We start from the raw sequence: 20148 nt of genomic DNA, 5'->3' as shown, positions 1-20148 counted from the left end.
TAAGTATTATTTATTTTTAGACAAATCTTTAATTCTTATATTTCTAAACTCCAATTCAGATCCATGACCAAGAAAAGCAATATGCCCTTTATTTCTTTTTAATCCTGGATGATTTTTCTTATCTAATGTACCATTTTTAGAAGCTTCCTCCCAATTTCCATCAACAATAACAGTTCCGTTTAAAATAATTTTAATATGATTTCCTTTTACAATAACTTCTTCCGAATTCCATTCTCCAACAGGTTTTAGAAAACCTCTTTTTGCAGCGATTACTCCATAAACAGAACCATGATATTGGTAAGGTCTTAGATTTGCGTAAATAGATGCTGTATTATCTAAAATTTGCAATTCTTTACCTACATAAGCAGCATCGCCTTCTAAAGGAGTGTGTATTCCTAAACCATTATTTGCACCAGGTGTAAGCTTAAATTCGAATCTGAAATTAAAGTCAGAATATTCGTTAGCTGTATATAAATTACCATGACCTCCTTGTTCTGGACGTACAACCAAAATATTATTTTCAACTAAATAATCTTTCTTATTTCCTACCCAATGATCTAAATCTCTACCATTAAAAAGAGAAGAAAACCCCTCTTGTTTTTCCTCTGCCGATAATGAATCGTCTCCAGAAGAAATTTCTCTAACATACACATTTCTAAACCCTAAATCTTCTCCATGTGCTTGTAATTCTATGGCTTCTTTTGTAAAAATTGGTAATTTTCTATCCCAATAATTTTCAAGAACTACATTGTCTGTTACCAAAATACCATTCAAATGAACTGTTACACGCTCACCAACCATTTTAATACGGAATGTGTTCCAATCATTAATTGGATTATCTGCAACAACTAATGGAGTACTTTTATGCTTCTGATTGTTATACAAACCACCACTTCCTACTTCTGCACCAACATTAGTTCTTGCAATATCCCAAATTTGTACTTGAGGTGTTCCTCTTAAATAAATTCCACTATCTCCACCATTGGTAATTTTCCAGTCTACCAACATTTCAAAATCTCCATAATCTTTTATTGTACAAATATTATTGTAACCTTCCCCTTTAAAACCAATAATACCATCTTTTACAAACCAATCTCTAAGCATTTGTGCATTTGCTTTTTCTTGTGCATCTGCCAATTGCTTTTTAGTCATTTTTGCTCTTGCTATTGGGTTTTTAACCAATCCTTCCCAACCAGACAAATCATTTCCATTAAAAATAGATTCAAAACCTTTTACATTTGGCATTTTGTCTAAAAATTCTTTAACATCAATTTTTATATATTGACTATCAGGTCCTGTAATATTATTCATACTCTTAGAGACAATTTCTCTAACAATTTTCCCACTTAAAGCATCGTTTTTCCCTGGAGTTGGCAACGCAATTTTAATGACTGCATTAGAAGCTGTAGCTCTTAAATTTTGGTTATCTAAATATTTAGAAACGAATATTAAAGACAAAAAAGTTTTAATTGAGCGAGCGCTATTAATAACTCTCTTTTGTTCTTCAATATTTTTACTAAAAGACATTATTTTTTCAACTAATAATAACTTTTGATCGGCTGTATTATTAGAATTAATTACTTGTGAAAGATACATATTAAACGCTTGCGAATGTAATTCCGAATTATTACTTGCTGCTTCAAATAAATAAGGAATCGCATCTTTATTTCTCCATTTAGATAAAGCTTCTAACGCATTTTCTCTTTCCTTTAAATTGTTAGATTTTAAAGAAGAGGTTACCAAATCTAATGCTTCTTTATTGTTTAAAATTGGTAGAATTGGTAATAACTTTTCTTTTTTTGATACTTTTTTATAAGCTCCAAGAACAACTCCAGATAAATCTTCTTTAGATTCGTCTAATACAACTGTTATAGCTCTCTGTATGTTAGAAACATATTCTGGAACTTCTGTATTATTTAGTAAATTTATTAATTGTGATAAATTTGCTGGAGTAGCAATTTTTGGTAACGAATTATATACGGCTTTTTGAACAGGTTCATTAATATCATCTAACAAAGAAATAATTTGGTCGAATTTCGAGGTTGCATTTCTAGCAGCCAATATTTGTACAAGTGTAACTTTACCTTTCGTGTTTGTTTTTACTAAATTACTAGCAATATCATTAATTTCATTTTTTGATGTTAAACGAAGTAAACTACCTTTTATCGCCGAAACTTCTGAAGGTGTTTGAGATTTTGATAAAACATCAAATAAAATTGGATAAGCACTGTTTTTAGATTGAAAAGCCAAGGCTTTAATTCCAGCTATTTTAACAGTTTCATGTTTACTTTTTATTGCAGGAAGAATAAATGAAGAAATTATTTCTTTTTCCGTTCTTTTTTGAACCATTCCAACCAATTGCACTTTTCCTTCTGGTGAAGTCTTCTTAAATCTTTTTGCCCATTTTGAAAGATTTTTAGAGGTTAAATTATTCGATGCAATTGCAACAACAGCTCCTCTATAAGCATTATCTTTATTCTTAAATTCTTTTAATAATCTTTTTAATACAGAAGCTTCTTTTTGATTATTTAAAAGGTGTAAACCTGCTGTTCTAAAATATAATTGCTCGTTAGAAGTACATTTTTTTAAAATAACTTTACCTATTTTTTCTTTAACTTTAGGGTTGTTTTGTTGCATACCAAAATGGATAAAAGATAAAACAGCCTCAGTATTTTCTTCTTTAAAATCTGCTTTTTTAGCTGCATTGTATAATGTTTCATACGAATTTGGAGATGCAATATTTGCCAATGCTTTTAAAACATGTCTTTGTATTTCAATTGATTTTGAATTGCCTAAATTTTCGATTGTTGCAACAGCTGGAGAATACTTTAATACGCCCAAAGCATTGATAAAAGCAACTTGTTGTCGTTCTTTACTCTCTTTTAAAGCAGTTAAGATTGCTTGTGACGCTTCATTTGTTCCAATGTTTGTTAAAACAGCTAAGGCAGGTTTATAAAACTCATTCCCATATAAATATTCGTTTAAAGCTTTAATGCTATTATTGGTAGCACAATATTGTAAGCGTTCTATTAAAAATGTTTTTACTTCACTAGAATTTGTTTTATTAATTGCTGTAATTAATGCTTCTTCAACAATATTTTCATTTTTAATATTGTTTTTTCCAACATACATAACCAAACTATTTATGGTAAAGCGTGCATTGGTATCATCTCCTGTACCTAAAGGAACTAACATGTCGCAAAGTTTAAGAATACCTTCTTTCTGTAAACTTAAAACATCTTCCATTAATTTATTAATATGGTCGTTGTTTTTAGCTGGCATTTGTGCCAAGATATCTGCAACTTTAGTATCTAAAGTTCTGTTTATTTGAGAGTAACCAGCAGTTACAGAAAAGCAAATAAAAAGGACTGTTATAATTGTATTATATAAATATTTCATTTGTGTTTATATTAGTTTTCCCAAGAAGTTCTTTTTGGTTGGTTAATTAATCTATTTGCGGCTTCATCATTAATAAATTCTTGCTTTACTGGATCAAAATCTAAATTTCTACCCAATCTTAATGCAGCTAAGCCCATATTTACAATGGTTGCAGAACGATGTCCATTTTCTTCATTTAGAGCAAATTTTTGTCGAGTTTTTACTGAGTCTGAAAATAATCCAATTTGTTCTTCTGGATCGGGAAGGCTATTTACTAAACCTTCAATATTTGGTATGGTAGACTTAAATCCGTTAAAAATTTTTCCATTAGGCCCTTCTACATATGCAGCATTCTTATCTTTATTTTCGCCATCTAAAATAATCTGGCAACCATCTGCATACGTGAAAACAATTTTACGCCAAGTACCAATTGCATCGTAATGTTGTTGTGGTGCATCAATTTCTACTTTAATAGGGCTTGTATTGTCTTTTCCTAAAAAGTATTGAACAGGGTCTATATAATGTTGTCCCATATCTCCTAAACCACCTCCATCATAATCCCAATAACCTCTAAATGTAGAATGAGTTCTGTGTGCATTATATGGTTTTTCTGGTGCTGGACCCAACCACATATCATAATCGAAATGGGCAGGAACGTCTTGTGGCTTTAAATTTTCTTTACCAACCCAATAAAACTTCCAGTTAAAACCTGTTACACCACTTATGGTTACTTTTAAGGGCCAACCTAAAGCGCCACTATCAACTACTTTTTTTATTTTTTTTACGGGAGTTCCCATTCCGTAAAAATTACTCTTAAATCGAAACCATGTATTTAATCGGAACATTTTTCCATGAACTTTCATTGCTTCCACAACTCTTTTTCCTTCTCCAATTGTTCTTGTCATTGGTTTTTCGCACCAAACATCTTTACCTGCTTCTGCAGCCATTACCGACATAATTCCATGCCAATGAGGAGGTGTTGCAATATGTACAATATCTATATCTGGTCTTGCTAATACTTCTCTAAAATCTCGATATCCTTTTACATCTGACCCTACTTTTTTAAGAGTATTAGATAAGTGTTTTCCATCTACATCGCAAATAGCTAATAATTTTGTGCCTTCGTAAGTTAAATGACCTTGTCCCATACCTCCAACTCCAATTACTGCTTTGGTAAGTTGGTCACTTGGGGCTAAAAAATTTGTACCACCCATTACATGCCTTGGAATAATTGATATTCCAGCTGTTATTGCTAAAGACTTTTTAACAAAACTTCTTCTACTGTTTAATTCGTTGCTCATATAATACTATTTGGAATTCGATTAAGCATCAAAAATAAATGCATGTAGGTAAAAAGAAGGGTAATAAATGGGGTAATAAAAATTAAAAATTCTTTTTTTTTATAAATATCTAAAAAAGATTATTCCCTTTGTTTATTAGAAAAATACTACGATATACTCTTTTCGAATGTAATCGGGTAGTTTTCTTTGTAAATATTTTTATATAATTTAGAAAAATTATCATACAAAAGACGTGCTAAACTTAACTTACCCTGATGAATTAATATTTTAAGTTTTAACTGTAATGCTTTTTCATTTAAATCGTCATAAAAATGAATTATTTCTATTGCTTCTAAAAGCATATCTGCATGTTTTTCTATCGATAAAGAATCTATGTAATGGAAGCATTCTTTAGTTATTTTAAAACTAAATTTTTCGATATGTGGGTCTAGCCAAGTTGCGCTAGTGTTGGTAAACAACCTACCTCTTTTTAATAACGATAACAAAATTGGTAATTTTTCTTCTAAAAGTTTTACGTTGTATTGCTCGCTAGCAAATAATTCTATATAACTATTCGCTATATCATAATCACAAAAACAGTTATCACTAATATCTAAAAACCAATGTTTATTTATAAAAAGTAGTTTTATTTGAGAGCAAGTAGAAAGCAAGGATCTTAAGTTTTGAATATTTGTTCCTCTTGTGTTCTTTGCACTTTTAGGATCCATTCCAGGCCATAAAATTTCTGTTAGTTTTTTCGTAGAAATTCCAATACCATCTTTAACACTTTCTAAAAATATAATTAAGAAAAGTTGTTTTAATTTTGGTGATAATTTTTGTGCAATATCTATATTTTCTTCGTTTATTATTTGCAATGAACCAAAACAATAAAGCTTTACTATATAAGTATCTAAAAGTGTATTTAATGGTTTATTAGGTGTATTTAATGTAGAACTAAATTTTGATTTTCTATTAGCTCTCTTAAAAAGATATAGAATAATTAAACTTACCAAAACTAAAAACCCGATACCTAAATAAAGCTTTAAATTGATTTTACCTTTTCCTAAGTTTGGGTTATTATATTGCGAAAAAATTTCTGAACTATTTAACTCTCTTTCCCAAATATTAATAGCACCTAAATAGCCTATAAAAAATTCTTCCCATAAATTATTACCAATATATAAATTGTGGTCTGAGGTAATGTAATTTGAAATAAGGGAAACAGTATCCGTTTTTTTTCCATTAATATAAAAATACAACTCATTATGTACTTCTGAATACACAAGTGAAACATGTGTCCATTTATTAATTGGAATTGGTGATGAAAAAGAAAAATAATCTTTAATACCAGCCATTGTAAAGGTTAAATACCCACTATGTACTTTTAATACAAAATGCTTTCCTTTTCCCAAAATACTATTAGCATTACCAAGTTTTGTGGGTTTTATCCAAGCAGTAATTGTAAAACTAGATTTTAGGGAAGATCTACTTTCTATACCTGCATCTATGTAGGCTCTTTTATTAAAAAAACCAACTTTTCCATGCACAGAATCATTTACAATTTGTACTTGTTTAGAAATAATATCTTCGTTATTATTTCGAATACGATTTAAAACCTTTTTTTTAAACTCAAAAGAATCTGTTAACCCAAAATTAAGGTCTAAAGGAAAACCGATAAACTCTTTTTGATTTCCCCTGTTCTCTAAATTTGCATAAATAATATCTGGCGAAAAATAATACCCAGCTTTGTATGGAATTAAAATTGGACTTTTATTATCAAAGCGAAATGGAAAACTAAAATATCCGTTTGCTTTTCTATTTGGAAAATTTTTAAACGATACATTTTTAAGTAATTTTTCTTTTGTTTTTACAACACCAAATATTTTTTCTGTCGAATTTAAAAATGATACAAGTTTCGTAGTTTTTGCGATTGAATTTGAATCGGCATAAATAAAATTTGGAACTTTCCCAGACCTTTCCCAAATACGAAATACAATACTATCTGTAATTTTTTTATTATTGATAAAATTAATACTAGTTAGTTCTTTTAGCTCTTTAAAAAGTGTTTTAGTACTATCTACAACACTTAAATTTTGCAAATTGAGAGAATCTATTTCAGAGGAATTTATTTGAAGAACTGTAGGGAATTTATCTAAAAGATTCTTTGCGTTTTCACTTGTTACGACAGTTACTTTTTTTTTCTTTTTTAAGAAATACTCAATTAAATTTAAATCGCTCTTGGCAACATATTCAATAGCAAAATCTTGTTTCGACTCTAATAATGTATCAATAGAAGCTTTATTTAAAGCTGCAACTTTAAAAATTACTTGCGACTGCAATGCAAAATTTTGTTTTTCTTCTTTAGAAAGTACTTTATAAGATTGCGAATAACCACTTGAAAATGCAAGTAGAATGCAAAATATTAAGGTGCAGTAGTGGAAAACTATTTTTTTCAAAAAGAATACTATTAAGCTCGTTCAAACAAATGTACTGAAACTTTTTTAACGAATTTTTTGATTAGAAGAAATTAAACATTTACTATTTTTCCATTTCCTTTTTAAACTTTCTTTTGGAATTATTTTTCCATCGCAAGTTAAAAAATTACCATCTTTATCTTTTTTGATAATTTTCATTTTTCCATGATGAATGGCATTTACAATTCTAAAAATTAATCCGTTTTTTGAAACTTCACTATTTCTAGTGATAATTTTTAAACCTTCTTCATTATTATACAAATCCATTTCCGATGAAATCTCATCAGGCACAACTCCATCTTCTAATTTCATTTTTTTATAGGTAATGTAATTATCTCTTTCGTGTGCTTTTCCTAAAGATCTTGCAGAAGATTTTCCTAATTCTTGTCGCAAACGAGCCATCCAATAAGCATGTCTAAAAGCATCTACTTGGCCTCCAGCAGGATCTCCATCCAATAAATTCGTTTTTCTTATGGAATCTGCAACTCTGTTTGTTTCCATAGAAATTTCTAGAGACTTTTTAGCTTTAAAAGGATGAAACAAAACCCATGTTTTTATAGGTCCAGATAATTTTAGAAAACTTTTAAAATCGGATTGTGCATTTGTTGAAACTACAAACACAAAGAAGAGTATAGGAAGTAGTTTTTTCATTATTTATTCTCGTAATATTTTTTCCATTTTTCTACCTCTAGCTAATTCATCTATTAATTTATCTAAATAACGAGCCTTTTTGGTTAACGGATTGTCTATTTCTTCTATTCTATAACCACAAATTACTCCTTTTATTAAATGAGCATTTGGGTTTAAATTTGCTCTTTCAAAAAATGTTTGAAAAGTAATTTTTTCATCAATAAACTCTTTTATTTTTTTCTGATTAAAACCTGTTAACCATTCTATAACTTGGTATAATTCTTCTATTGTTCTACCTTTCTTCTCTACTTTTGTAACGTAATGTGGCCAAACAGAAAAAAACTTCATTTCTGCAACTCTTTTGTTGTGTTCTGGTGTTGTTTTCATGGTTATTATTTTATTTCAAACGCACTTTTTGCATCTCCAATTTTAACAGTATATTTTCCTTTTGGTAAATAGAAAACATCGTTTTGAGCTTTGGTTATTTTTACTTTTTTATTCTCTTTTTCAAAAGCTCTTTTTCCTTTTTTAGAAAAAGAAACATCAAATTTTGCTTCGTTATAACCTTTGTTTGCGTCTGTAGAGATCGAATTTACTTTTACATCACCAGCATACACATCAATTGTTACTTTTCTAGATGAATTTGCATAAAAAGGAATTGTAATTTCTGGTAAAAAAGCATTTCTCCATTGGCTCCAAGAACTTCCCCATCTATTACTTTTTCTAATACTGTTTATAGCAAAAACATTGCTCGATTTACCTAAAACATCGCCATCCATTAATTGCAAATTGGCAACATTTGCTTTGTATAAACTTCTTCCATGAGTTGCCACAATTAAATGTTTTGCTGTTGGTTGAATTACCAAATCGTGTACAGCTACATTTGGTAAATCTTTAGAAAACGCCTCCCAAGAATTTCCTTGATTAAGAGAAACATATAACCCATTATCAGTTCCTACATATAATAGGTTTTCATTCTCAGGATCTTCTTTTATTACATTTACTGGCGAAGTTGGTATGTTGTTACTAATGCTTTCCCAGGTTTGTCCATAATCGTTAGAAACATACACATAAGTCGCAAAATCATCAAATCTGTAACCATTTAAAGTGGCATATACACGTTCTTTTTTATGTGCTGAAGCAATTACTCTAGAAACCCATAAATTTTGTGGTAAATTGTTAGAAATTCTTGTCCAATTACCTCCTCCATTTTTAGTTATGTTAATGTATCCATCATCTGAACCAACATAAATTAATCCGAATTGAAACGGACTTTCAGAAATTGTAGTTAACGTTCCATAAGCAACATTTCCTTTTTTTCCTCCAGTAGTTAAATCGCCAGAAATGGTCTCCCAATTATCTCCTTTATTGAAAGATCTGTGTAATTTATTTCCTCCAAAATATAAAATATCTTGATTGTGTTTCGATAAAAGTATTGGAGTTTGCCAGTTGAATCGATAAGGAGTTTCGCCTAAAGTATGTTTTGGTTGAATGTATTTATTTCTTCCAGAAGATCTATCTAGTCTATAATAATTTCCAAATTGAGATCCTGTATACACAATATTTGCATCTCTATTATCTACCTGAACTTGCATTCCATCTCCACCCATAATAGATTCGTATGGATTTTGACCAGATTGATGCCATCTTTTATCGATTCTTGCATTATGTTCTGCTACCCAAACTCCATTATCTTGCAAACCTCCATACACTTTATAATTCTTCTGATTATCTGCAAAAACCGAATAAAATTGCCCAACTGCAGGATCGTTTAATTTAATCCAATTTTCTCCATCATCATAAGAAAGATTTAAACCACCATCATTCCCATTTAAAATATGTCCAGATTTTTTAGGATTTACCCACAATGCTTGATGATCTGAATGGACATTTTCTCTACTTATAGACGTAAATGTTTTTCCTCCATCTTTCGATTTTATAATAGGAACTCCTAAAACGTAAATTCCGTTTTCGTCTTGTAAATCGACTCTAATTTCTCCGAAATAATATCCATAAGAACTATAAACACCGTCTAAAAAATTATCATGCGTTTTTTTCCAAGATTTTCCGCCATTTGTAGTTTTAAAAACTTCTGCACCAATAACTTGAGTGTCGAACATTATAGAATTAGCATCCTCTAAATAACTTGCTAAATCTATAGGTTTAACAGTTCCAACACGCACCATTTGTTTTACGTTTTGTGCTTTGTATTTTTCTTGAAATCCGTTATTTTTTAAATAGGAATTTAGTTTTTTATCTGATAAGTTTAAAAACTCAGCAGAAGACATTGTTTTAAAATCTTCTTTTGTTAAGGCATCTGAAGGCTTTTTGGTTTTTCCTTTTGGTCTTCTAAATTGACTATCATGCAATGCATAAACCGTATTTTCATTAAAAACAGCTAAACCAATTCTACCCACTCCACTTCCTGTTGGGAAACCAGATTTGTCTGCAACCTTCGCCCAAGAAGTTCCTGCATCTGTACTTTTATAAATTGCAGAATTTTTTCCATCTCCATCGAAATTCCACGCTTTACGTTCTCTTTCCCAAGAAGCGGCATACATTATATTGAAGTTTTCTGGTGCAACTGCAACATCTATAATTCCTGTGTCTTGGTTTATAAAAAGTGATTTTGTCCACGTTTTTCCTCCATCTGTAGTTTTAAAAATTCCTCTTTCTGTATTTGAAGAATATAAATGACCAATTACCCCAACAATTACTTCATCTGCATTATTTGGATTGATAAGAATTCTACTTACATGATGCGAATCTGGCAAACCAACATTTGTCCACGTTTTTCCTTTGTCTGTAGACTTTAATATTCCAATTCCTGCATACGAAGAACGTGAAGAGTTTTTTTCTCCTGTTCCTACCCAAATGGTTCCAGAGTTCCAATCTACTGCAATATCTCCAATATTTTGAGTTGGAGAATTGTCTAAAACTGGCGTAAATGTGGTTCCATTATTGTTTGTATGCCACAAACCTCCTGATGCATAACCAACATAAAATTCTGTTGGGTTTTCTGGATTTACAGAAACATCTGAAACTCTTCCACTCATTACAGTTGGACCAATATTAGTAAATGCTACATTTTTGACTAATGAAGATTCAATCATTTTAGATTTTTGATCTAAAGATTGTTGAATTTCACTTGAATTTGTTGGTGTTTGTGCAAATAGTGTTGCCGAAAAACACACCAATAAGAATTGAAAAAGAGTTTTCATAGAAGTAAAGTTTGGTTTGAATTGATGAAATTACTACTTGTAAATTGAATATCAAAAAAATTAACATGTTTTAGGATTGTTTTGCCAAGAATTCACGAATTTAAAAGTAGTTCACAAGCTTTGCCAAACACTCCATAAGCGTTAAGGATAGAGCGACCTGTTTGAGCTCTTTTTTGTTTTTTCAACAAAAAAAGCGAGTAGCGAAAGCCTGTTAAAACGCCCAAAAAATAATTAAATGCCTTCAACTAAAAACAACGTATCTTTGCCCACAGAAACCGCTACGTAAAGCGTGTTTCGTAAATATTATTTATGACATTTAAAGATTTAGGTTTATCTGCAGCGTTGGTAAAAGCAGTTGAGGAAAAAGGATACACCAAACCATCACCAATACAAGAAAAAGCAATTCCGTATATTTTAGAAGGAAAAGATATTTTAGCTTCTGCCCAAACAGGAACTGGAAAAACAGCAGGTTTTACCTTGCCAGTTTTACAATATTTATCGGAAACGAAACACCCAAAATACAGACCTTTACGTGCCTTGGTTTTAACGCCAACAAGAGAATTAGCAGCACAAGTTTATGACAACGTAAGAGAATACAGCAAATATGTGAACATAAAATCTGCTGTTGTTTTTGGTGGAGTTAATGCAAAACCACAAATTGCAACATTAAAAAACGGAGTAGATATTTTAGTGGCAACTCCTGGTAGATTATTGGATTTACATGATAGAAAAGCGGTTTCTTTTAAACGAGTTGACGTTTTAATTTTGGATGAAGCAGACAGAATGTTAGACATGGGTTTTGTTAGAGATATTAACAAAATTATTAGTTTTATGCCGGAAAAGCGTCAGAATTTGATGTTTTCGGCCACTTTTTCGAACGATATTAAAAAATTGGCTGCTACTATTTTAAGAAACCCAGTTTCTGTGGAAACTGCTCCGCAAAATTCTACCGCTAAAAAAGTAACGCACAAGGTTTATAAAGTTGATAAAAAGCAAAAAACAGAGCTTGCTATAAAGTTAATAAAAGATAACAATTGGACACAAGTTTTGGTTTTTACAAGAACAAAACACGGTGCTAATAAATTGACAGAAAAATTGATTAAAGCTGGCATTTCTGCGGCTGCAATTCATGGAAATAAAAGTCAAGGTGCAAGAACAAAAGCGTTAAAGAATTTTAAAGATAATTCTATAAAAATATTGGTGGCAACAGATATTGCTGCTCGTGGTTTAGATATTCCTTTATTACCTCACGTAATTAATTTCGAATTGCCAAATGTACCAGAAGATTATGTGCATAGAATTGGTAGAACTGGTAGAGCTGGTGCAGCTGGAGAAGCAATTTCTTTTGTGTGTAGTGAGGAAGTAGAATACCAAAGTGAAATTGAAAAAATATTGAAAGAGAAGTTAAATTCTTCTGTTTTAGAAGGTTTTGAACCTACTGATACTGCCCCACCAAAAAGAGCTGCTACACAGAGTAAAGGTTCTTTTGGGAAAAAGAAAAAGCAAAGACCTTCTAATGGAAATCCTGGAAGTTCTTCTGATGATAAAAGACCAAAAAGAAAACCACACTTTAAAGGAAATAAACCTGCTGGTGCAACTTCTGGAAGAGGTAGAACTGGAGCTCCTAAAAAGAAGCGTTATTAAAAAGCCCTTTTTAATCCCCAAAGGGGGAAATTAGCCTGTTTGTGGAGTTTTACGACATAGGTACATAGAAAACATAGCCAATCTTTGTGGAAAAATCTTTGAGGGAAAATCTGTGCATTTTCTGCGAATTTGCCTGTTAATAATATTAAAATAGGGCGCAAAACTCTATGTTTTCTATGTTTCTATGTGGTAATATTTTAATCTATTTAATAAAGTTGATAAATTTGTAGTTATCTACTTCTCATTTCATGTTGGGGTTTAGATTTCTTACCTTTGAGTTTTAAATACAATTCAACATGAAATACAATCCTATAGACTCACAATTATTTATAAAAAACCGTAAAAACTTTGCTTCTCAAATGAAGCCAAAAAGTATTGCTGTTTTTAATTCTAACGATATTTATCCAATAAGTGCAGATAGTACAATGCCTTTTGAACAACACAGAGATATTTTCTATTTATCTGGTGTAGACCAAGAAGAAAGTATTTTAATGTTGTTTCCAGATTGCCCAAATGAAGATTTAAGAGAGGTTTTATTTGTTACAGAAACTAACGATCATATTGCTGTTTGGGAAGGAGAAAAACTAACCAAAGAAGCTGCTTTTAAAACAAGTGGCGTTAAAACTGTTTTTTGGCTTCAAGATTTACATAAAATCTTGTTTGAAATGTCTTCTTATGCAGATACTTTTTACATTAACACCAACGAACATTATAGAGCAAATGTAGAAACTCAAACTCGCGAAGATCGTTTTACAAAATGGTTATTGGCAAAATATCCTGCTCATTCTGTTGCGAAAAGCAATCCTATTTTACAGCGTTTACGTTCTGTAAAAGACCAAATTGAATTGGATTTAATGCAACATGCTTGTAATATTACTGAAAAAGGTTTCCGCAGAATTTTAAATTTTATAAAACCTGGTGTTTGGGAATATGAAATTGAAGCGGAATTATTACATGAATTTGTTAGAAATAGGTCTAAAGGATTTGCATATACACCAATTATTGCCTCAGGAAATAATGCCAATGTTTTGCATTATATCGAAAACAATCAAGAGTGTAGAGCTGGAGATTTAATTTTGTTTGATATTGCTGCAGAATATGCAAATTATAAAAGTGATTTAAGTAGAACTGTACCTGTTTCTGGTCGTTTTTCTGACAGACAAAAAGCAGTTTATAATGCTGTAAATCACGTGAAAAAAGAAGCAACAAAATTATTAGTTCCTGGAACTATTTGGAAAGAATATCATGTAGAAGTTGGTGATATTATGACTTCTGAACTATTAAAATTAGGTTTGTTAGATAAAGCTGATGTACAAAATGAAGATAAAAATTGGCCAGCTTATAAAAAGTACTTTATGCATGGAACGAGCCATCATATTGGTTTAGATACGCATGATTATGGACTTTTACATGAGCCAATGCAAGCAAACAATGTGTTTACTGTAGAACCTGGAATTTATATTCCTGAAGAAGGTTTTGGAATTCGTTTAGAAGACGATGTTGTAATTCAACAAAAAGGAGAACCTTTTAATTTAATGGGAAATATTCCTATTGAAGCAGATGAGATTGAAGATATTATGAACCAGTCTTAAACTGAATTAAATTTAAAAAAGCGAGTTTTTCAACTCGCTTTTTTTTGCTTATTATTTTAAATATTATCTATTTAATCTTCCTGTTGTATTTCCGTCTAAAATTGTCATTACATCTTTTTCGTTTGCGTAATTTACATCACCTAAATAGGTATGTTTTATAGCACAAGCTGCAGAAGCAAATTGCATCGCTTTAAAATCGTCGAAGTTTTGCAAACCATGAATTAAACCTGCTGCAAAAGCATCTCCAGTTCCTATCCTATCTACAATATGTGTAATATCTAAATCTTCGGTTTCTTTAAATTCTTTACCATTCCACATTCTTGCACGTATTTTGTGCCATGAAGAATTTATGGAAGTTCTAATTTTATCAAACACTTTTTCTATGGAAGGAAATTTCTCCATTAGTTGTTTGCTTGCTTCTTCAAAATCTTCGTTTGAATAAGAAAAATCAGTACCTAAAAGTTCGTTTATTTCGTTAATTCCGCCAATAAAAATGGTTGAATAATTAATTAATTCTGATAAGACTTCTTTTGCATCTTCGCCATATTTCCACAAACCACTTCTGTAAGTTGGGTCCGCAGAAATTTGCATTCCTTGTTTTCTAGCTAATTTTAAGCCTTCTAACAAAGTGTCTTTACTTCCTTTATTTAAAGCTGGTGTAATTCCTGTCCAATGGAACCATTTTCCGTTTTCTAAAGATTTCTCCCAATTTACCATGGAAGGCACAATTTCCGAAAATGAAGAATGAGAACGATTGTAAGAAATAGAACTTGCTCTCATTACTGCACCAACTTCTAAAAAATAAACACCTAAAGGTCTTCCAGAACGTACGATTGCAGAAGTATCTAAATCAAATTTATTTAGGTAAGAAATTGCTGTATCTCCAATAAAATCATTAGAAATGCAAGAAATATGTTTTACGTTTCCGCCAAAATTTGCGATAGAAATTCCTACGTTTACTTCTGTTCCTCCAAAATAGAATTCTACAGAATTAGATTGTACAAATTTTCTGTTTCCTAAAGGTGAAATTCGCATTAGAACTTCTCCGAATGTAATTATTTGATTCATAATACTAACTTTTAAAAAGTAAAGATACTTGATAAAATATTTTTATTACGTATTAATAATTCAAAAATGAAGTGCTTATTCTATTAAAAATGCAATTAGTAAGTGTTTTTAAAAACTTCTTCCTGGAAATTCAGCAAAAAAAGTTTCAAAACAACCTCTATCTGAAACTGTTACAAAACATTGTTTTTTGTCTTTTCCGCCAAATGCAATATTGGTTACATTTTTCCCTTTTAAAACAATTTCTCTCAATACATTTCCCTCTGGAGAAAGCATTACTACAGTTCCTTTTCCATATCTACAAACGTATAGATTTCCTTCGATATCACATCGCATTCCATCCATTCCAAAATCGGTAAATTTCTTGAATAGTTTCTTATTTGTAACTGTTCCATCTGAATTGATGTCATACACCCAAATATTTCGTTGTACAGATTCATTTACATACAGTTTTTGTCCATTTGGGCTTACCTCAACACCATTGGTAGTTCCCATATCTTTTTCCAATAAAATAATTTTTTCGTCTTTTACTAACCATAAATTACCAGTATCGTTAGACCAGTTTGGGTCACTTGCATATAAATTTCCATTTGGTGCAATTGCTAAATCGTTCGGTTGATTCATAGTGGAATCGGATGCATAAATTCTAACTTTATTTTCGCCTTTTTTTACTTGTAAAATATTATGATTCACATAATCTGCAATAAACATATTATCGTTTTTATCAAAACGAATTCCATTTCCAATACTGTTTTTTGGAAGTTTTATAAGTAGAGAGGCATTTCCATTTTTATCGACTTTACCAATAGTTCCTTCTTTTTGAAAGTTAACTGCATATAAATTTCCTTGGCTATCTACAGCTGGTCCTTCAATACCACTTGTAAAAAGAGATGCTTTTGTAAAATCGGTGCTTTTATTGCTTAATTGTTCTTCTTTACAAGAAGAAAAAATCCCTATAAGTAATAGTGGGAGTGCTTTTAGAAAGGTTTTCTTCAACATTTTTATTTTTTATAATTTACTAATAGTTTTTTTAATTTTGATGTAATTACCAATTCTGTATCTGCAATCGGTTTTTCTAATTTGTTTATCAATTTTAAAACTTTTTTGTAATTATTTGTTGATAATTTACCTGAAATTAATCCTGTTTTTAAGATTGAAGATAACAACGCTAAATTGCTCGAAAGTGGTTCTAAAACATCGGTTTTCGGGTTGTTATTTATTTTTTGAAACTTTGTATGATTATTAATCCACAGGTCAAAAAAGGCAATTAATTTTGTTTGATTTTCTTTCGATTTATTTGCTAAAAAACTCACCACAGCTTTATTAAAAGCTTTTGCATCTGTTGCATCTGGAGTGCAAGCATCTGCAAATAAAGTAAATGGAGAGAATGTTTTGTATTCTGTACCACCTTTGTTTCTCGAATAAATCTTTAATGGTTCACAGATATTCGTAAGTGTTTTTAGTGCATGAATATCTTGGGAATTACTTATATTTCTTAAAATAACATCTTTGTTTTTAAGATGTGTAATTCCTAATTCTTCTAATTGAAAAGTTACAACTTTCAATCTTTTTTGCATATTATTTACATCATTCACCTTTTTATTAGACCAAAAACGTTCTGCAATTGCAGCAGTTCTTGGCCAAATTCTAGAATCAATAGTTAGTGGTGTAACTAACTCGCTCCACATGGTTGCTTCTGCTCCTAAAATTCTTTTGCGCTCTTCTTTCGTTAAAACTGTATTTCCTATTGGATCTACATTATAATGTTTTTCCACAGACTGTACTCTATCTATATAATAACCATTGGAAAGTACAGTTTGATAGCCTTTTTTCGCAGCTTCGATTAACGTGCTTTGTTTTAATCCTTCTTGTTTTCCTCTCCAAGAATGAATAACTGCTGTTGTTGGTGTAGATGGAGTTAAAATCTCGTCCCAACCCATTAATTTTTTACCTAATTTCTTCAATATTTTTTCTAATTTAATGTTGAAAAAAGTCTGTAAATCGTGATTTGTATTTAGATTATGTTTCTTTTTAAATTCCTGAATTTCTATATTCTCGTCCCAATGTTTTCCTTCGTTTTCGTCTCCTCCAATATGAAAATATTCGTCTGGAAATAATGGTGCTATTTCTGTAAATAAGGTTTCTAAAAAAAGATAAGTTACTTCTTTAGCAGGATTTAAAGTTGGGTGAAATACACCTGAAAAACGTTCTACACTATACTCGTAACCTTCTTTGCTACCTAGCTCTGGATAGGCTGCTAAAATGGCAGATGCATGTCCTGGAACATCAAATTCTGGTACTACTCTAATCCCTAAATTAGAAGCATATTTTACTACATCTTTTATTTGTTCTTGTGTATAAAATAAACCATCTGTAGCAACTTCTTGCAACCTTGGAAACACTTTAGATTCTACTCTAAAACCCTGGTCGTCTGTTAAATGCCAATGAAAAACATTTAATTTTACTGAAGCCATGGCATCTAAATTTCTTTTGATAACTGCAACAGGTTGGAAATGACGTGCAACATCTATCATTAATCCTCGCCAAACAAATCTTGGAAAATCTGTTATAGAAACTCCTTCAAAATAATAACCCTTTTTATTAAAATTAACCAATTGTAAAAGTGTTTCTAAACCTCTTATTGCACCAACATCTGTTTTTGCATTAATTGTAATTTTATTATCATCTATGTTTAATGAATAAGATTCATCACTTTCTGTTGTTAAGTTAGAAACTGAATGAAAATTAATTTCTATAGATGCGTTTTTATTTTTTGTTGGAAAACCTTCGTCTATAAAAACGCCTGTTTTATTGGCAAGTCTTCTTAAAAATTGCACAGAAGACTTATTTACTCTTTCTGTTGCATCTTTTCCATTGATAAAAATTGTAAGTTTTTCATCAATTTTAAAAGTAGTATTACTTTTAGTAATTTCTTGTGGCCAAGGCATTAAATTAAAAGTATCTGATAATTTATTCTGTGAAAAAGAAACATAGCCAAATAGACCAAAAATTATAATTGAAATAATTTTTTTCATAAATTATTTTAGTTTAAGATATTTTATAACTTCAATTTTAAAAAAAAGCAAGAAGTTTGGTAAAAAAACAACCGGAAAATTGTATTTATTTTCCGGTTGAATTAATTCAAATCAAAATATATTTTGTAGAAAATGTTTAAATATATTTGCTAAAATTATTTAGCAAACCACAATTTAGTTCCTTGATTATCTGCCCCTTGTGTAGAAACAGCATTCGTGTAGTTAGGATTCGATTGAGCTCCACTTCCATAACGCAGACGCTGTGGATATTTACCATTTAAAGTTCCTAGTTCGAATATAGCAGTGTTTGAAACTCCATCTGCTAATTCTTTTGGATATCCATAATCTCTAACAACAGCCCAAGCTTCAAAACCATCTGTATAGCTAGCTAACCAACGCTGAGTTGCAATTTTTTCTAATTTTTCCTCTAAAGTTCCTGCAGAAATATTTGCTATAGCTTCATTCGTTACATAAGTGTCTACATCTCCACTTGGCACATTCCATAACTTCATTGCTTCTCTAATACCAGATTCAAATAAACTTTGCGCATTTCCACTACCAATACCTCTAACAGCTGCTTCTGCTTTTAAGAAATAAGCTTCTGCACTTGTCATAATTATTTCAGGATATACAGGAACTCCTTTTCCAGTTGCTTGTATAATAATACTGCTTGGCTTGCTAAACATATCAAATTTAACCATTGGTTTTATTAATCCATTTAATCTTGTTGGTTGTCCAATATATTGATTAGCATCAATTACCAATGTTGTTTTATCTCCAACAATAGTTTTTGTGTAAGTAGCATTCGCTTCGTCTAAATTACTAATCATAAAATCTAATTGTTCTTGATAGTTTGGATTTGAAGCTGATTTCTCGAAAACAAATTCTCCACCAGGAGCAGGAGCTGCATAAATAGATAATCTTGGGTCGTTATTCTTTTTTAATGAATTAATTAACGTTGCTCCCATTGTCCAATCTGAACCTCCACCAAAATTGGTCCAAACATCTCCATAAGCACCACTTCCAAATTGCCCAATTTTTACATCTTTCTCCATTGTAACACTTCCTGTAGTATCATCTAATAATGGATTATTTAAAGCTTCGTTTATTGTCGTGGTTGCAAAGTTTTCGCCAGTTGCACCAAGAGCACGCATACCAATTCTTAGTTTAAGTGTGTTTGCTAATTTTTTCCATTTCTGTAAATCACCACCACAATAAAGATCATTATTTCCTAAATCATCTACTAAAACTCCAGTACTTGTTTGCGAACCAATTATTGTCATTGCTTCATCTAAATCTGCAATAATTCCTGTATAAATTTCTTGCTGACTATCGTATTTTGGTGTTAAATTTCCTTCTACACCAGCTTCGCTATAAGGAATCATTCCAAAAGTATCTGTATACATTTGATAATATAAAGACTTAATAATAAGCCCTGTAGCATACATTCTATCATTCTCGAAATCTCCACCTGGTTTGGTTAACTCTAAGAAGTTTTTAACTTTTCCAAAATAATTAGAAAACCAACCCCAAGAAGCATCTGTATAACCTCCATTGTAAGTATAACTTAATCCATCACTCCACCATGAAACATCGTGTCCAAAAGTAAATTGCCCAGCAAAACGATCTGCATGAATTAAATGTGCTCTCCAATATTCGAATCTTCCTGGTGCGTATAATTGGTATTGAGTTTCTGTAATAAAAAACTTTGCACTTAATTCACTCGATTCAAAACCATTTTGTTTTGTGTTTATTTCGTCAAAGTCTCCTGTACAAGAAACCGTTACAAGAAATAAAGCACTATATAGAATTATTTTTATTGTTTTCAT

12 protein-coding genes are annotated in these 20148 nt (G+C 30.7%); 2 read left to right on the top strand and 10 right to left on the bottom strand.

What is annotated here, in order from left to right:
- Nucleotides 1-6: 6 nt before the first annotated feature.
- The 6 genes from H9I45_RS11055 to H9I45_RS11030 form a co-directional block, all read right to left on the bottom strand.
- On the bottom strand, nt 7-3399 hold the full coding sequence (locus H9I45_RS11055; protein ID WP_088352585.1) for a DUF1080 domain-containing protein: 3393 nt from the start codon (nt 3397-3399) through the stop codon (nt 7-9).
- 11 nt (nt 3400-3410) lie between these two features.
- The gene (locus H9I45_RS11050; protein ID WP_088352584.1) at nt 3411-4679 is read right to left on the bottom strand and encodes a Gfo/Idh/MocA family oxidoreductase; all 1269 of its coding nucleotides are present in this window, start codon (nt 4677-4679) and stop codon (nt 3411-3413) included.
- A gap of 146 nt (nt 4680-4825) precedes the next feature.
- Nucleotides 4826-7114, bottom strand: a complete 2289-nt coding sequence (locus H9I45_RS11045) for a LamG domain-containing protein (protein WP_176397513.1) — start codon at nt 7112-7114, stop codon at nt 4826-4828.
- 45 nt (nt 7115-7159) lie between these two features.
- Nucleotides 7160-7783 (bottom strand): DUF6973 domain-containing protein, encoded by a 624-nt coding sequence (locus tag H9I45_RS11040; RefSeq protein ID WP_088352582.1) that lies wholly within the window; start codon nt 7781-7783, stop codon nt 7160-7162.
- 3 nt (nt 7784-7786) lie between these two features.
- Entirely contained in the window at nt 7787-8149 is a 363-nt protein-coding gene (locus tag H9I45_RS11035) for a DUF2200 domain-containing protein (RefSeq protein ID WP_088352581.1), read from the bottom strand.
- Between the two features lie 5 nt (nt 8150-8154).
- Nucleotides 8155-10983: a VPS10 domain-containing protein gene (locus H9I45_RS11030; protein WP_088352579.1), complete on the bottom strand. Its 2829-nt coding sequence runs from the start codon at nt 10981-10983 to the stop codon at nt 8155-8157.
- 309 nt (nt 10984-11292) lie between these two features.
- Here H9I45_RS11030 and H9I45_RS11025 point away from each other — a divergent pair, with 309 nt between their 5' ends.
- Nucleotides 11293-12627 carry a DEAD/DEAH box helicase gene (locus tag H9I45_RS11025; protein WP_088352578.1) on the top strand — a complete coding sequence of 445 codons (1335 nt, stop codon included), beginning with the start codon at nt 11293-11295 and terminating at the stop codon, nt 12625-12627.
- A 296-nt stretch (nt 12628-12923) separates the two neighbouring features.
- Nucleotides 12924-14219 carry an aminopeptidase P family protein gene (locus H9I45_RS11020; RefSeq protein ID WP_088352576.1) on the top strand — a complete coding sequence of 432 codons (1296 nt, stop codon included), beginning with the start codon at nt 12924-12926 and terminating at the stop codon, nt 14217-14219.
- Between the two features lie 63 nt (nt 14220-14282).
- On the opposite strand, the gene H9I45_RS11015 is transcribed toward H9I45_RS11020, so the two are convergent.
- The 4 genes from H9I45_RS11015 to H9I45_RS11000 all read right to left on the bottom strand — a co-directional run bounded on the left by H9I45_RS11015 (nt 14283) and on the right by H9I45_RS11000 (nt 20148).
- Nucleotides 14283-15287, bottom strand: coding sequence for a sugar kinase (locus H9I45_RS11015; protein ID WP_088352575.1), 1005 nt, complete (start codon nt 15285-15287; stop codon nt 14283-14285).
- Nucleotides 15288-15395: 108 nt separating this feature from the next.
- Nucleotides 15396-16283 (bottom strand): SMP-30/gluconolactonase/LRE family protein, encoded by an 888-nt coding sequence (locus H9I45_RS11010; RefSeq protein ID WP_088352574.1) that lies wholly within the window; start codon nt 16281-16283, stop codon nt 15396-15398.
- Nucleotides 16284-16285: 2 nt separating this feature from the next.
- Nucleotides 16286-18319: a beta-N-acetylhexosaminidase gene (locus H9I45_RS11005; RefSeq protein WP_088352573.1), complete on the bottom strand. Its 2034-nt coding sequence runs from the start codon at nt 18317-18319 to the stop codon at nt 16286-16288.
- 155 nt (nt 18320-18474) lie between these two features.
- A complete protein-coding gene (locus H9I45_RS11000) occupies nt 18475-20148 on the bottom strand; it encodes a SusD/RagB family nutrient-binding outer membrane lipoprotein (RefSeq protein WP_088352572.1) in 1674 nt (557 codons plus the stop codon).

This window comes from Polaribacter haliotis (assembly GCF_014784055.1).
Lineage (GTDB): Bacteria > Bacteroidota > Bacteroidia > Flavobacteriales > Flavobacteriaceae > Polaribacter > Polaribacter haliotis.
This window is presented reverse-complemented; position numbering and strand designations above follow the sequence as displayed.

What these genes read in the sequence shown, in the direction of transcription:
- H9I45_RS11025 (WP_088352578.1), top strand. Translation starts at nt 11,293, where the DNA reads ATGACATTTAAAGATTTAGGTTTATCTGCAGCGTTGGTAAAAGCAGTT.
- H9I45_RS11010 (WP_088352574.1), bottom strand. Translation starts at nt 16,283, where the DNA reads ATGTTGAAGAAAACCTTTCTAAAAGCACTCCCACTATTACTTATAGGG.
- H9I45_RS11000 (WP_088352572.1), bottom strand. Translation starts at nt 20,148, where the DNA reads ATGAAAACAATAAAAATAATTCTATATAGTGCTTTATTTCTTGTAACG.
- H9I45_RS11020 (WP_088352576.1), top strand. Translation starts at nt 12,924, where the DNA reads ATGAAATACAATCCTATAGACTCACAATTATTTATAAAAAACCGTAAA.
- H9I45_RS11030 (WP_088352579.1), bottom strand. Translation starts at nt 10,983, where the DNA reads ATGAAAACTCTTTTTCAATTCTTATTGGTGTGTTTTTCGGCAACACTA.
- H9I45_RS11040 (WP_088352582.1), bottom strand. Translation starts at nt 7,783, where the DNA reads ATGAAAAAACTACTTCCTATACTCTTCTTTGTGTTTGTAGTTTCAACA.
- H9I45_RS11015 (WP_088352575.1), bottom strand. Translation starts at nt 15,287, where the DNA reads ATGAATCAAATAATTACATTCGGAGAAGTTCTAATGCGAATTTCACCT.
- H9I45_RS11055 (WP_088352585.1), bottom strand. Translation starts at nt 3,399, where the DNA reads ATGAAATATTTATATAATACAATTATAACAGTCCTTTTTATTTGCTTT.
- H9I45_RS11035 (WP_088352581.1), bottom strand. Translation starts at nt 8,149, where the DNA reads ATGAAAACAACACCAGAACACAACAAAAGAGTTGCAGAAATGAAGTTT.
- H9I45_RS11050 (WP_088352584.1), bottom strand. Translation starts at nt 4,679, where the DNA reads ATGAGCAACGAATTAAACAGTAGAAGAAGTTTTGTTAAAAAGTCTTTA.
- H9I45_RS11005 (WP_088352573.1), bottom strand. Translation starts at nt 18,319, where the DNA reads ATGAAAAAAATTATTTCAATTATAATTTTTGGTCTATTTGGCTATGTT.